We start from the raw sequence: 13,495 nt of genomic DNA on the forward strand, positions 1-13,495 counted from the left end.
AATGGCGTCCATGACGACCGGTACCGACAGCGCACCACACACAACACGCCCGCTCTGCGCAACCTGCCAGCGCCCGCTGCGTACCTGCATATGTCGCTGGGTGACGGCGCTCTCCAATCAGGTGGAGGTGCTGATCCTGCAGCATCCGATGGAAGTCGCCAACGCCAAGGGCAGCGCGCGCTTGCTTCATCTAAGCCTGGCCAACAGCCGGTTGGAAGTGGGCGAGACATTCGACGCCGATCGGTTGCGGAATCTGCTGTCGCCTGATCGCCGAAACGTGTTGCTCTACCCTGACACCGCGGCCGACAAGTTGCTCGGCCTGGCGTCGCCGATTCCGTTCGATCCGGCCTGGCTGCGCGAGCCGCAGCAATTGCGGCTGGTGGTATTGGACGGCACGTGGCGCAAGAGTCGCAAGATGCTTTACTTGAATCCCGCGCTGCAATCGCTACCGCGTCTGCCGCTGCGCGACACGCCGCCGTCGCACTACCTGATCCGCAAAGCGCATTTGCCGGACCAGCTGTCGACGCTGGAAGCCACGGTCTACGCGCTGGCGCAACTGGAAAATAACGAGCACCAATTCACTCCGCTGATCGACGCGTTCGACGGTTTCGTCGCGCAGCAGGCTGGCTACGTCGCTTCAGGCGATTAGCTTGAGGCCGGGCGGGAGGGCGTCGCCCAGCATGCGTTTTTCGTCGGCTTGATCGAGTTGCACGACTTCACGCACCATCGCGCTCCAGTTGGCGGGAGCGCCTGCTGCGGACAGCCGCCGCAGGATTTCCGCGCGTAGCGCTTCGTTGATGTCGCGCGAGCGGTCGCCGGTCATGCGGGCCAGGTGCGATGCGGCGAAGCCGGCCGGCTCCACCTTCTTCCAATCCAATGCCAGTATCGCGGCCAGCCATTGTTCGACCACGGAGGCCTCCACCACATCGTGAGCGCTGCCGTGGAAGGGCTGGCGCGCGCCGACGCGGCTCAGGCCCCACAGAAAGCGGCCTTGCGTCGCTTCGGCCTTGGCGGCATCGGCCGCGCCGCTGCGGGTCTTGTTGAGTGCTGCTTTGGCCGCCGCCTTGTTGGCCGCCTCCAATTGTCCCAGCATCCACGCGCCGATTTCGGCTTTGTAATTGCCCGGAATGCGCTCCAGCGACGCGCCCAGGCGCAGCATGTCCTCCTCGCTGCCATTGACCAGCGTGACCGGGCGGCGTCCGCGTTCCTGCGCATCGGCCTGCACGTTGAAGGCGAAATCGTCCAGCACGCGCAATTGCGCTGCGACGCTCAAGCCGCCCGTCACGCGGCGCCACAACGTCCACCATTCCGCGCAGACCTGGCTGTCCTTGTGGTGCTGGATGCCGGTTTCGTACATCGCCCACAGCTGGTCGATGCGCCACTCGTCCAGCGTGTGGCCGAAGCCGGGACGCAGGCAGTAGCCGCTTAAATTGAGCCACGCGCGTTCATGCTCGGACGAGCGGCGGCGGCCTTTGGCGCGTTCCAACAGTGCGTCGAACAGGCGGCGCAGCAGCGGCGTGTGCCAGCTTTCACGGCTGCCCAGCAGCTGTTCGAGCTGTGCGCGCAGTTGCTTCACTTCTTTCAGCTCGACCTGCTGCGCGCGGCTGCCGAAGATGCGGTCGATTTTTTCAATGGCGGCGCCCAGACCCGCCGGCATCGCGCCTTCATCGTTGCTGGGCGGCGCCGCGTCGCCGCGTAGTTGGAACTCCAGCAGCCAGCGCTGCGCGTCCTCGCTGGCGACGCAGTGCACCTCCAGCGTGCCGACTTCGCTCAGCGATGCCGCCAGCCGCACCGGGATTTCCTTGCGGGCGCCGGACGCGCCGCTGTCGCGCAGCACCGTGGCGATCGGCGGCAACTGGACGTATTCGCCGGGTTGCAGGTCGACCAGCTCCCCAGCTTGCGGCGCGGCCGCGTCGGACGTCGACGAAGCCAGGTGGAAGCGCACCGGCCGGCCGAGGCGCAGGGCGAAGCTGCGATCGGCCAGCAGGACTTCGCGATTCTCCGCGCTGCCGCGCGGCAGGATGCAGACCGCGCGGCGCGGCTTGTCGGCATGTGCTTCATCGTCCAGCAGCAGGAAGTAGCTGCGCGCGGAGCCGCCGCCGATCACCGGCGCCAGACCCGATTGGCCCAGCGCGTAAGCTGCGCCGCCGCGCGCGACCGCGACGTCGGGATTGTCGTTGTGCAGAATCCGCAGCGCTGCGCCACGCCATTGCGCCAGCACCGCCTCCAACCTGCGCGCCAGGGCGTCGGCGCGGAACACGCCGCCGTTCAGCAGCAGCGTGTCCGGCACCGGTATGCCCGCGTGGTCCGCCGGCAGGCCGAGCGCTTCGCGCGCGGCGGCGGCATGCTGCATCAGGAAGCTGGCCAGGTGACGCGTGATGGCGGCGTCGCTGGCGTAGGGCAGGCCGAATTCGACGATGGCGCCGCGTCCGCGCCTTGCCGCTTCCTGCGCTGCGTTGAGGGGAAAGAAGCCGTCCACCACCAGCGCGCTCACTTCGTCGCGTGTCAGGTCGACGGAACGGGAGCCGCCGATCAAGCGAGAGCCGGAGCCCAGCAGCGTCACCGTGGTGCGCTCGGGCGCGTCCGCCGCCAGCAGCTGTTCCTTCGCCGCGCGGCAGCGCTCCGCCAGCTGCGACAGGCGGCTCGACGACAGCCGCTCCGCGGTGCCGCCAGCCGCACCGCCGGCTGCGGCAAGGCGCGACTCGACGAGGTGCGCCAGCGCCAGGTCCATATTGTCGCCGCCGAGGATCAGATGATTGCCGACGCCGATGCGGCTGATGCGCGGCTGCCCATCGGTCATCTCCACTTTGATCAGACTGAAGTCGGTGGTGCCGCCGCCCACGTCGCACACCAGGATCAGGCGCGTCTCGGCCAGATCCGCCGTCAACGTCGCACGCTGGCGGAACAGCCAGTCGTAGAACGCCGCCTGCGGTTCCTCCAGCAAGCGCAGGCCGGGCAGGCCAGCCATGTGCGCGGCCTCTAGCGTCAGCGCGCGCGCGCCCTCGTCGAACGAAGCGGGAATGGTTAATACGATTTGCTGTTGTTCCAGCGGATGCGCGGGATAGCGCGTATTCCACGCGCCGCGCAGATGCGCCAGATACGAAGCGCTGGCCGCCACCGGCGACACCTTGGCGACATCGGCCTCAGCACCCCAGGGCAGGATGGCCGCCATGCGATCCACCTGAGGATGCGACAGCCAGCTCTTGGCGCTGGCCACCACGCGGCCCGGCACCTGCGCGCCCAGCTTCCGCGCCAGGCGGCCCACCACCACTTGCGACAGGCCGGCCACATCGTCCAGGCGCCACGGCAGTTGCGTCTCGCCGTCCGCCAACTCACCCTGCGCCGGGTGATAGCGCAGGGACGGCAGCAACGCCGCCGCACCGATCTCGCCGGGCGCCGTCAGCTGATCGATCTCGAACAGCCGGATCTCGGCGCTGCCGGCTTCCGCATAGGCCATCACCGTGTTGGTGGTGCCGAGGTCGATGCTGACGACGTATTTACTCATGCCGCGCGAACGTCGAACTCCACCTTCCAGCGCTGGCCGTCGTTGGCCACCGCCTGCAGCTCCAGCGTGCCGGACTCGGTCGCCATCGCATGCAAGCGCACCTGCACCACATCGCCCGCCACGCGGCCTTCCGGCGACAGGTTGGCTTCGATCTCGTTCATTTCGATCAGCTCATCGGCGCCCCAGAAATCGAGCAGATCGCCGATCTGGTCCTGGCGACGCACCGACGAACCGAAGAAGCGGAACTGCACCGGCTCGCCGACCACCAAACCGAATTCCTGATTCGGCAATTCGATCTCGCTGCCTTCCTCCATGCCGAACGGCGCCACGCACAGCGCCTGGATCGGCGGCTCCATGCCGGGAATCGCCGGCATCGCCGATTCGATCGCGACGTAGTACGAACGCGCCGTGCCGCCGCGAATCCGCACGCCGCTGCCGCGACGCACGTAGCTGTAGTAGGCCGCGCCGCGCGCCACCGCCAGATCGAGATCGGCGCCGTCGAGCATGCGCGCGGTCTCGGCGCCTTCGAGGTAAAGCCAGTCGTTGAGCGTGCCCATGATGCGCTGCGCCAGTAGATCCGACTTGAACACGCCGCCATTGAACAGCACCGCCGTCGGATGCAGGAAAGTCGCGTCGGCGTTCTGCTTGCCGGCATAGCCTTCCAGTTCGCTGGTGGCGCCGACCTGGCGCGCCAGGAACGCCGCCAGATGGCGCGTGATGCCCGCGTCCTGCGCATACGGCAGGCCAAGCTGCGTCAGGCCGGCGCGGGTGCGCACCGCCGGCCGCGCCGACGCTTCCACCGCAGGGAAGAAACCGTCGAGGATGAAGGTCGTCACCTCATCGCGCGTCAGTTCGGTGCGGATCGAACCGCCGATCAGTTTCGAGCCGCGACTCGGCACGACGATAGGCCAGGTCTCGACGCTGGCGTCGGCCAGCAGTTTTTCCTTGGCGCTGCGGCAGCCGTAGGTCAGCGCGCGCATCTGCCACGCATCCAGCTGCGTGCCGTTGGCGGCCAGCTTGCGCGCCACCAGATGGGCCAGCGCCAGGTCCATATTGTCGCCGCCGAGCAGGATGTGATCGCCGACCGCGATGCGGTGCGGTTCCAGCACGCCGTCGCGTTCCAGCACGGCGATCAGCGAGAAGTCGCTGGTGCCGCCGCCCACGTCCACCACCAGGATGATGTCGCCCGGCTTGACGTCCTTGCGCCAGCGGCCTTCGCTGCCTTGGATCCAGCTATACAGGGCCGCTTGCGGCTCTTCCAGCAAGGTCAGGTTGGTGTAGCCGGCCGCGCGCGCCGCATCGGCGGTCAGCTCGCGCGCGCCCGGATCGAACGACGCGGGAATGGTGACGGTGACCGCCTGTTCGCCGAACGGCGCGTCGGGGTGCGCCTGCTCCCAAGCCTTGCGCAGGTGCGACAGGTAGCGGGTCGACGCCTCCAGCGGCGAGACGCGCGTGACTTCCTCCGGCGCGTCGTTCGGCAGCAGCGCGGAGCGGCGGTCGACGCCGGGATGGCTCAACCAGCTCTTCGCGCTCGACACCAGGCGGATCGGCGTGGTGGCGCCACGGCTGCGAGCCATCTCGCCGGCCACGCCGCTTTGTTCTTCGGCCGACTGCGGCCATGGCAGGCTCAAATCGCCCGGCGCCAGTTCGTCGGCGTGCGGCAGGTACAGGAAGGACGGCAGCAGCGGCAGCTCTTCCACCGTGCCGGGCGCGGTCAGCTGGGGAATCGCCAGCACGCCGTGTCGGGTCTTTTCGCCGTCGCTGGCTTGCAGGTCCACATACGACAGCGCGCTGTGCGTGGTGCCGAGGTCGATGCCGATGGCGTAGCGTGGATCGCTCATAACTCCACCTCCGCCGGGGCCAGGATGGCGGCGTCGTGCGCTTCGGCCAGTTTCGGCAGGCGCACGTTGGACGCGCGCCAGCCGCGATGGCTCAAGGCGCCACGGAACGGCGCCTTGCCGACCACGTTGCCGGTCAGACGTACGGCGGCGGCGTCGAAGCCTTCCGCCAGTTCGATGCGGCTGCCTTCGGCTTCGGCGCGCACCGGTTCGATGGTGAAGTGCTCGCGCAGCACCTTGCTGCAGCCTTCATGCACCACGCGCGCGGCGGCGCCGATGTCGGCGTCCGAATAGGCGCTCAGGTTTTCCTGGGTGAAGTCGATCAGGCGGGCTTCGCGTTGGAACAGGCTCAGGAGTTGCAGCGCGGCGTCGGGCGTCGCTTCGCGCAGGATGATCGGCGCGGCGGCGGGCGCAGGGGCGGGCGCTGGTGCGGGCGCAGGAACGGGGGCAGGAGCGGGCGCGGCGGCCGGTTGCGGCATCGGGTCGTCGATGCGGTTCAGGCGCGCAGCGTATTCAGCGTCGGACAGGGCGCGGAAGAAGGCGCCGATGGCGATCGAAATCCGGCTGAAAAAAGACGGCAGTGCTTGAGTTGAATTAATCATGTTGTACTCGTGTAGGGTGGGGGCGCGCATGGCGCGCGGAGAGGTGCTCTCCCGGAAGCCCTGCATGATACCAGCTAGCCTCCGCGCGCCCAAGCGGCGGCCCCGCACCATTGATATTTCGCTTGATCTGTGCGTTTCGCAGGCATAAAATACTGTATATATATACAGTATTCAGGCCGATGCCATGTCCCACGATGAAAACAACCACGAGCACGTGATGCTCCCTCCGCCTTCGCTGAAGGCGCAAAAGGGGCGGGGCGCGGTATCGAACCTGCAAGGCCGTTTCGAGGTCAACGCGCGCGAAGCTTACGACGACGGCTGGGAGCGCGAAGAAGAGCAAGCCGCGCCATGGAAAACCCAGGTCACCGACGAACACTGCAAATCCATCCTCAGCCGCAACGCATCGCCGGACTTGCCGTTCAGCGTCTCGCTCAATCCCTACCGGGGATGCGAGCACGGCTGCATTTACTGCTTCGCGCGGCCGACGCACAGCTATCTCGGCCTGTCGCCGGGCATGGATTTCGAGAGCAAGATCTTCGCCAAGGTCAACGCGCCGGAGGTGTTGCGGCGCGAGCTGGCCAAGCCGGGCTACGAAGCGCAATCGATCGCGCTCGGCGTCAACACCGACGCCTACCAGCCCTGCGAGCGCGAACTGAAACTCACGCGCCGCGTGCTGGAAGTGCTGCAGGAATGCCAGCACCCGGTCGGGCTGATCACCAAGTCCTCGCTGATCGAGCGCGACATCGACATCCTGTCCGCGATGGCGGCCAGGCACCAGGCCGGCGTCGCCATCACGCTGACCACGATGGACCCGGCGATCTCGCGCACGCTGGAACCGCGCGCGGCGGCGCCGGCGCGGCGCTTGCGCACCATCCGCACGCTGACCGACGCCGGCATTCCGGTCGCAGTCAGCATCGCGCCCATCATTCCCTTCATCACCGAGCCGGATATTGAAAAAATCCTGGAGGCGGTCAAGGAAGCCGGCGCCGTCAGCGCGCACTACACCGTGCTGCGCCTGCCGTGGGAGGTGGCGCCGTTGTTCCATCAATGGCTGGAGGCACACTTCCCGGAGCGGGCGCAGCGCGTGATGAACCGCATCCGCGAAATGCGCGGCGGTAAAGACTACGACAGCAACTTCGCCACCCGCATGAAGGGCGAGGGCGTGTGGGCCGAGCTGATACGGCAGCGGGTCAAGATCGCCAGCGAACGGCTCGGCCTGGCCGGACACGGCAGCCGCTTCCACACGCTGGACGCGTCGCAATTCACCCGGCCGCTGGTGGTGCCGCCGCTGGGCGCGCGCGCCAAGGCGGCCGACGCGGGCCAGTTGGATTTATTCTGAAGGCGCGCGCTGCAAGACGGCCAGATGCCGCTCGATGTCGAACACGTGCTGGTCGTGCCGGCCCAGCTCGCGCAAGGCGTTGGCCAGATGGTTGAGGTAATCGCTGTTCGGGCCGCTGGGGCCGGCGGAACGGGCGATGTGGTGCGCGATTTCCTGCTCGGAGGCCGCGCCGAGGAAGGCGGTGTTGTCCGGCGTGGCGATGTAGACCAGGCCTTCGACCTGGTCGCCGTCGTCGAAGGCGATGGGAATGGCCAGCCGCAGATAGCCGTTCTTTTCGCGGTGGTCGAGATGGGCGAACACTTCCGGCGTGATCAGGTAGGCCATGCCGTGGCAGATCGCGCCGGCCTCTTCGATGATGGTCACCACGCGGCCCGGCGCTTCCGGCGTGCCGCGATGGTCGTGCGAGCCTTGCCAGAAACGCCGCGTCCAGCCGGCGATGCTCGCCGGGCGGCGTTGCAGGTAAGGGAAGTCGGCCTTGTAGATCAGCGAGCCGTAGCCGAACAGCCATACGCTGTGATGGCCGTCGAACTGATCCATCCTTTGGTTGATGGCGATGGTGTCTGCAGTCATGATGCTAAATTATAGAACATCGATAGCGCTAACATCACGCTGCTGCTTTGAACTCCAGGGGTTGCGACAGATCGGTGTTGTTGCGCAGCACATGCTGCCGGGTGACGCCCAGCGAGGTGAAGGCCGCCTTCAACAGCGTTTCATGGTGGTCCATCAACGATTCCATCGGCGTGTTGCCGACGAAGGTGCAGCTGGAGGTCACCAGGATCACGCGCTTGTTGGCATTGTCTTCCTTGCATGCTTTCAAAGCGGTCAATTCCAGCAGGCGATCCAGCCAGGCCTTCAGCGTCGACGGCACGGAATAGTTGTGCATCGGCGCGCCGATGACGACCAGGTCGGCGTCATGAAACTCTTGCAGCAGCGATGCGCTTTGCAAGGCCTCGGCACTGAGTTCGGTGCTCATGGGAATGCTGGCATCCCATCGTTCGCTCAGCACTTGCAGCAGCGGTCCGCTGGCGTGTGAGAGGGGGGCCGCAGCCAGGTCGCGATACAGCAGATTGGCTTGCGGGTCGGCGATCGTCAGTTGAGAAACGATGGCGGCGGTGTATTGGCGCGAGGCGCTGCTGTCGCCCAGGGCGCAGGAATCGATGTGCAGAATATTCATAGGCGCACAGCATACACACGCGACATTCCATACGACAATAAATTAAGTGCAACAGATTTTTACAACTGGCAAGACTGTCAAATCGCGGGCAAATTCCACTCATGCGCCGCGACAAATTCCTGTAAAAAAATGACAAAACTTTCCGCCGCCGGCGACAGCGCGCGCGCGTTGCGGGTGTAGACGACGAAGCGCCGCGTCAGCGCCGGGTCCACCAGCGGCCGCATTCTCAGGCCGTACAGCTGCACCATCTTCTCCGCATACGGCAGGCAGACGGTGATGCCCAGCCGCGCGTGCACCATGGCCAGCGCGGTGGTCATGAAGGTCACTTCGTTGTACGGGCTCAGCGACAGTTCGCGGAACGAGACGTGCATATCGCGCAACAGCCGCTCGGTGAACTGACCCTGCAAGGCGATGAACGGGAACTGGTCGACGTCGGTCCAGGTGATGCGCTCGCGCCGCTCCAGTTCGTGATCCGGCGGATACACCACCACGAACGGCATTTCAAACAGCGGCCGCGCTTCGATCTCGGCGGTGGCGTCGCGCTCCGGGCCGATGCCGAAGTCGGCCTCGCCGCTGAACACCCGCGCCGCCACCTGCTCGACCGGGCTGTCGGCCAACCGCACCTGGATTTCCGGATGACGGACGCGGTAGGCGGCGATCACCTCCGGCAGCAGCGTGCACGACAGCATCTGCGGCGCTGCCACCCGCACCGATCCCTGCTTCAGCGCCTTGCGGCTGGCGATGTCGGCCATCGCGCGGTCGAGGTCGTGCAGCATCTTATCGAACAGCGGGTACAGTTCGCGTCCCTGCTCCGACAGCTGCGTCTTGCGCGTGGTACGCTCGACCACGCGCACGCCGAGCATCTGTTCCAGCTCCTTGATCTGGCCGCTCAGCGCCGATTGCGTCACGTTGAGGTGGTCGGCGGCCAGTGTGAAGCTGCCGGTCTTCGCCAGCGCCACCAGCGCCCGCATTTGTCGCAAGCTGGGATTCATAAGAGATTCTGATAAATCGAAGGAAAAATACTGTTTGTATGATATCTGAAACTGTCATCTAATGTGGCAACCAAGTTGGAGACACCTATGAAAATCAAGCAAATTCACCACGTGGCCTACCGCTGCAAGGACGCCAAAGAAACCGTCGAGTGGTATGTCAAGCACCTGAACATGAACTTCGTGCTGGCCATCGCCGAGGACGAAGTGCCCTCGACCAAGGCGCCGGATCCGTACATGCACGTGTTCCTGGACGCCGGCCACGGCAACGTGCTGGCCTTCTTCGAACTGCCGACGCAGGCGCCGATGGACCGCGACCAGAACACGCCGGCCTGGGTGCAGCACCTGGCGATGGAAGTCGAGACCATGGATGAACTACTGGCCGCGAAAGAGCGCCTGGTCGCCGGCGGCGTCAGCGTCATCGGCCCGGTCAACCACACCATCTTCAAGTCGATCTACTTCTTCGATCCTAACGGCCATCGGCTGGAACTGGCGGTCAACACCGGCACCCCGGAGATGATGCAAAAGCTCGACGAAGTCAAATGGGAGATGCTGGAAGAGTGGTCCAGGACCCGCAAGGCGCCCAAGCACGCCGCGTGGATGCACGCGCCGGCGGCGGAGGTGTCGGCATGAAGCTCGCCACCCTGAAGGACGGCAGCCGCGATGGCCGCCTGGTCGTGGTCAGCCGCGATCTCACGCAATACCAGCACGTGCCGAAGATCTCCGCCACGCTGCAGCACGCGCTGGATCATTGGGATCTGGTCGCGGCCCGCCTGGAGCAGGTCTACGCGACGCTGAACAGCGGCGACGCGGTCGACGCCAAGCCCTTCGACCAGCAGCAATGCCACTCGCCGCTGCCGCGCGCCTATCAATGGGCGGACGGATCGGCCTACATCAACCACGTCGAGCTGGTGCGCAAGGCGCGCAACGCCGACGTGCCGGCCTCGTTCTACACCGACCCGCTGATGTACCAGGGCGGCTCGGACAGTTTCATCGGCCCGCGCGACGCCATCTACGCGCTGTCGGAAGACTGGGGCATCGACCTGGAAGCGGAAGTCGCCGTCATCACCGGCGACGTGGGCATGGGTGTCTCGGTCGACGACGCGGCGAAGGCGATCCGCCTGGTCATGCTGGTCAACGACGTCTCGCTGCGCAATCTGATCCCGAACGAACTGGCCAAGGGCTTCGGCTTCTTCCAGTCCAAGGCCGCCAGCGCGTTCTCGCCGGTCGCCGTCACGCCGGACGAACTGGGCGCGGACTGGGCCGACACCAAGCTGCGCCTGCCGCTGCTGGTGGACCTGAACCGGCAGCCGTTCGGCAAGCCGAACGCCGGCGAAGACATGAGCTTCAACTTCGCGCAGCTGGTGGCGCACGCCGCCGCCACGCGCGAGCTGGCGGCCGGCACCATCATCGGTTCCGGCACGGTGTCGAACAAGCAGGGCAGCCTGCACGGATCCAGCATCGCCAACGGCGGCGTGGGTTACTGCTGCCTGGCCGAAGTGCGCATGTACGAAACCATCGAGGGCGGCAAACCGCAAACGCCGTTCCTCAAGTTCGGCGACAGCGTCCGCATCGAGATGAAGGACGCGCAGGGCGCCAGCATCTTCGGCGCCATCGCGCAAACGGTGACGCACTACGCGGAGCGCGCGCGATGAAGTTGTACACCTACTTCCGCAGCTCGGCCGCGTACCGTGTGCGCATCGCGCTGAACCTGAAGGGACTGCCGTACGAGGCGTCGCCGGTACATCTGCTGCGCAACGGCGGCGAGCAATTGAGCGACGCCTACCGCGCCGTCAATCCGGCGATGCTGCTGCCGACGCTGGAGGACGAAGGCAACGTCATCGGCCAATCGCTGGCCATCATCGAGTACCTGGAAGAGACGCGCCCGCAAACGCCATTGCTGCCGTCGAATGCGCTGGGCCGCGCCCGCGTCCGTGCGCTGGCGCTGACCGTCGCGGCGGACACGCACCCGCTGGGCAACCTGCGCGTGCTGAAGTACCTGAAGGGCGAGATGGCCTTGCCGGAAGAGGTCAAGCTGGAATGGCAGCAGCACTGGCTGCGCGCCGGCATGGCGACGCTGGAGACGCTGCTGGCCAACGATCCGCAAACGGGCCGTTACTGTCACGGCGACACGCCGACGCTGGCCGACTGCTGCCTGGTGCCGCAGGTGTTCGGCGCGCAGCGCTTCGGCGTCGACCTGGCGCCGTATCCGACCATCATGCGCATCCACGCCAATTGCGCCGCGCTGCCGGCCTTTCAATCGGCGCACCCGTCGCAGCAGCCGGACGCCGAATAGTCAGCAGCTCACCACGCGGTCGCGGCCCGCGTGCTTGGCCTGGTACAGCGCCTTGTCCGCGCGCGACAGCAGCGACGATGCGCTGTCCGGCGATGCGGCGTCTGGGTACGACGCCGCCACGCCGATGCTGATGGTGAGCGTGATCTCGTCGCCCTTGTCGCCGGCGATGCGCAGCGCGGCGACGTCGGCGCGCAGCCGCTCGGCGGCGCTGCTGGCGACGTCGATATCGGTCTCCGGCATCAGCAGCACGAACTCCTCGCCGCCGAAGCGCGACGCCATGTCGATGCTGCGCATGCCGCTGGCCAGCGCACGCGACACCGCGACGATGGCGCGGTCGCCCGCCTCATGGCCGTGCAGGTCGTTGACGTTCTTGAAGTGATCGATATCCACCATCAGCAGCGACAGCGGATGCCTGAAGCGGCGGCTGCGCTCCAGCTCCTTGTTGATCTGCTCCGTCATGCGGCGGCGGTTGCCGATACCCGTCAGCGGATCGGTGGTGGCCAGCTGTTCCAGCTTGGTGTTGGCGGCGCTCAGCTCCAGCGTGCGCTGCAGCACGCGCTCCTCCAGCTGGTTGCGTTCATCGTGCAGCGCGCACAGCGTCTGGCGCCGGCTGCGCAGCGAGACCACCAGCGCCGAAATCAATATCCCCTCGACCACGATCAGCGCGCCGCCGGCGAGGATCTGCCACAGGTACTGGCGGAATATGCTCTGCGGGCGATTCAGGATCTGCGCGGTCGGCGGGATGTTTTGCAGATGGAAGCGCTGGATCGCTCCGTGGTCGAACAGGTAGCCCGGGATGCCGCCGATGTCCGGCTGGCGCTGCATCAGGATGTCGGCGATGGCGCGGCCGATCCGTTCCGCGCTGACCACATAGCCGCCGGCCACGCCGGGCACCACCACCGCTGCCCAGTTGGTGAAGATCGGCACCTGGGTGGTGGCCGCCAGTTTGCGCGCGATGTCCACCGGGCGCCGCCGCTCACCGGTGCGGTCGTGATACGTGGGCAGCAGGAAGATCGCGCTGCCCGGCCGCAGTTGCGCCGCCTGGCTGTACATCTCGGCGTAACTCAGGTTGTCCCAGTATTCGAACGCCAGCTCCCTGCGATACTGGTCGGCCGCCTTGCGCACCGCCGCCAGCGACTCCTGCATGCGTTCGGTGCCGTCGCCGATGACCACCACCTTGCGCACCTTCGGCGCCACGCGCGGAACGATGCCGATGGTGCGTCCGAAGTCGGCCTGCACCAGGTAGCCCTTGCCGTCGGTCGGTGCCCAGCCCATGCGATCGTAATTGACGTAATGGCGCTGCGCGCCGGGGAACAGTTCGGGGCGGTCGCTGAGGAAGCGGCCGGCCACGTAGCTTTCGGTGATGATGGCGTCGAACTTGATGCCTGCGTATTTGGCGCGCAGGTAGGGCTCCATGCTGGCCAGCGCCTGCTGGTCGCCGACGCGCACGGCGTCGAAGCGCTCTTCGAAAATGCCCAGCGCGGAAGTCAGGTCGCGCCGCGCCAGCTCCGCCGTCAATCCCTTTTGCACCAGGCCTTGCCAGGCCGATGCCGAATCGGACCCCAGCGAATACAGCACCAGCACCTTGCGCTCCTGCGCCGCCCATGACGGCGCGGCGATCAGCATGGCGATCAGCAGCAGGCCGCGCCACAGGTGGCGCAACACAATCTCAAGCTGGTGGTCCCTGGTCGGCATGGTCGGGGGCATGGACGGCAAGCAAAACGTTGATTGGGATTTGCATTAAGGCAAGTC

Annotated in this window: 12 protein-coding genes; 5 read left to right on the forward strand and 7 right to left on the reverse strand. The window is 66.4% G+C overall.

The window, feature by feature from the left end:
• The first annotated feature begins 10 nt into the window (after positions 1-10).
• Positions 11-649, forward strand: coding sequence for a tRNA-uridine aminocarboxypropyltransferase (locus GW587_RS14420; protein WP_166104123.1), 639 nt, complete (start codon positions 11-13; stop codon positions 647-649).
• On the opposite strand, the gene GW587_RS14425 is transcribed toward GW587_RS14420, so the two are convergent.
• The 3 genes from GW587_RS14425 to GW587_RS14435 are packed head-to-tail and all read right to left on the reverse strand — an operon-like array spanning position 638 to position 5,945.
• Complete coding sequence (locus GW587_RS14425; RefSeq protein ID WP_166104126.1) at positions 638-3,505, reverse strand: Hsp70 family protein; 2,868 nt, start codon at positions 3,503-3,505, stop codon at positions 638-640. The genes GW587_RS14420 and GW587_RS14425 overlap by 12 nt on opposite strands.
• Positions 3,502-5,346, reverse strand: a complete 1,845-nt coding sequence (locus GW587_RS14430) for an Hsp70 family protein (RefSeq protein ID WP_166104129.1) — start codon at positions 5,344-5,346, stop codon at positions 3,502-3,504. The genes GW587_RS14425 and GW587_RS14430 overlap by 4 nt, the downstream gene beginning before the upstream one ends.
• On the reverse strand, positions 5,343-5,945 hold the full coding sequence (locus tag GW587_RS14435; protein ID WP_166104132.1) for a DUF2760 domain-containing protein: 603 nt from the start codon (positions 5,943-5,945) through the stop codon (positions 5,343-5,345). The genes GW587_RS14430 and GW587_RS14435 overlap by 4 nt, the downstream gene beginning before the upstream one ends.
• A 184-nt stretch (positions 5,946-6,129) precedes the next feature.
• On the opposite strand from GW587_RS14435, the gene GW587_RS14440 reads away from it, so the two are divergent.
• Entirely contained in the window at positions 6,130-7,284 is a 1,155-nt protein-coding gene (locus tag GW587_RS14440) for a PA0069 family radical SAM protein (RefSeq protein ID WP_166104135.1), read from the forward strand.
• On the opposite strand, the gene GW587_RS14445 is transcribed toward GW587_RS14440, so the two are convergent.
• The 3 genes from GW587_RS14445 to GW587_RS14455 form a co-directional block, all read right to left on the reverse strand.
• Positions 7,276-7,854, reverse strand: a complete 579-nt coding sequence (locus GW587_RS14445) for a gamma-glutamylcyclotransferase (RefSeq protein ID WP_166104137.1) — start codon at positions 7,852-7,854, stop codon at positions 7,276-7,278. The genes GW587_RS14440 and GW587_RS14445 overlap by 9 nt on opposite strands.
• A 34-nt stretch (positions 7,855-7,888) precedes the next feature.
• Entirely contained in the window at positions 7,889-8,458 is a 570-nt protein-coding gene (locus tag GW587_RS14450; RefSeq protein ID WP_166104140.1) for an FMN-dependent NADH-azoreductase, read from the reverse strand.
• Positions 8,459-8,535: 77 nt separating this feature from the next.
• Positions 8,536-9,450: a LysR family transcriptional regulator gene (locus GW587_RS14455; protein WP_166104143.1), complete on the reverse strand. Its 915-nt coding sequence runs from the start codon at positions 9,448-9,450 to the stop codon at positions 8,536-8,538.
• 87 nt (positions 9,451-9,537) lie between these two features.
• Here GW587_RS14455 and GW587_RS14460 point away from each other — a divergent pair, with 87 nt between their 5' ends.
• The 3 genes from GW587_RS14460 to maiA are packed head-to-tail and all read left to right on the forward strand — an operon-like array spanning position 9,538 to position 11,743.
• Entirely contained in the window at positions 9,538-10,080 is a 543-nt protein-coding gene (locus GW587_RS14460) for a VOC family protein (RefSeq protein ID WP_166104146.1), read from the forward strand.
• On the forward strand, positions 10,077-11,102 hold the full coding sequence (locus GW587_RS14465) for a fumarylacetoacetate hydrolase family protein (RefSeq protein ID WP_166104149.1): 1,026 nt from the start codon (positions 10,077-10,079) through the stop codon (positions 11,100-11,102). Before GW587_RS14460 ends, GW587_RS14465 begins: the two co-directional genes overlap by 4 nt.
• Complete coding sequence (gene maiA / locus GW587_RS14470; protein ID WP_166104152.1) at positions 11,099-11,743, forward strand: maleylacetoacetate isomerase; 645 nt, start codon at positions 11,099-11,101, stop codon at positions 11,741-11,743. Before GW587_RS14465 ends, maiA begins: the two co-directional genes overlap by 4 nt.
• On the opposite strand, the gene GW587_RS14475 is transcribed toward maiA, so the two are convergent.
• Positions 11,744-13,438 (reverse strand): diguanylate cyclase, encoded by a 1,695-nt coding sequence (locus GW587_RS14475; protein ID WP_229259453.1) that lies wholly within the window; start codon positions 13,436-13,438, stop codon positions 11,744-11,746.
• Positions 13,439-13,495 lie beyond the last annotated feature (57 nt).

It is taken from the genome of Duganella aceris, assembly GCF_011090165.1.
In the GTDB taxonomy this organism is placed as follows: domain Bacteria; phylum Pseudomonadota; class Gammaproteobacteria; order Burkholderiales; family Burkholderiaceae_D; genus Rugamonas; species Rugamonas aceris.

Coding starts and splice junctions, on each gene's coding strand:
- GW587_RS14460 (WP_166104146.1), top strand. CDS start 9,538: ATGAAAATCAAGCAAATTCACCACGTGGCCTACCGCTGCAAGGACGCC.
- GW587_RS14465 (WP_166104149.1), top strand. CDS start 10,077: ATGAAGCTCGCCACCCTGAAGGACGGCAGCCGCGATGGCCGCCTGGTC.
- maiA (WP_166104152.1), top strand. CDS start 11,099: ATGAAGTTGTACACCTACTTCCGCAGCTCGGCCGCGTACCGTGTGCGC.
- GW587_RS14430 (WP_166104129.1), bottom strand. CDS start 5,346: ATGAGCGATCCACGCTACGCCATCGGCATCGACCTCGGCACCACGCAC.
- GW587_RS14425 (WP_166104126.1), bottom strand. CDS start 3,505: ATGAGTAAATACGTCGTCAGCATCGACCTCGGCACCACCAACACGGTG.
- GW587_RS14445 (WP_166104137.1), bottom strand. CDS start 7,854: ATGACTGCAGACACCATCGCCATCAACCAAAGGATGGATCAGTTCGAC.
- GW587_RS14475 (WP_229259453.1), bottom strand. CDS start 13,438: ATGCCGACCAGGGACCACCAGCTTGAGATTGTGTTGCGCCACCTGTGG.
- GW587_RS14455 (WP_166104143.1), bottom strand. CDS start 9,450: ATGAATCCCAGCTTGCGACAAATGCGGGCGCTGGTGGCGCTGGCGAAG.
- GW587_RS14420 (WP_166104123.1), top strand. CDS start 11: ATGACGACCGGTACCGACAGCGCACCACACACAACACGCCCGCTCTGC.
- GW587_RS14450 (WP_166104140.1), bottom strand. CDS start 8,458: ATGAATATTCTGCACATCGATTCCTGCGCCCTGGGCGACAGCAGCGCC.
- GW587_RS14440 (WP_166104135.1), top strand. CDS start 6,130: ATGTCCCACGATGAAAACAACCACGAGCACGTGATGCTCCCTCCGCCT.
- GW587_RS14435 (WP_166104132.1), bottom strand. CDS start 5,945: ATGATTAATTCAACTCAAGCACTGCCGTCTTTTTTCAGCCGGATTTCG.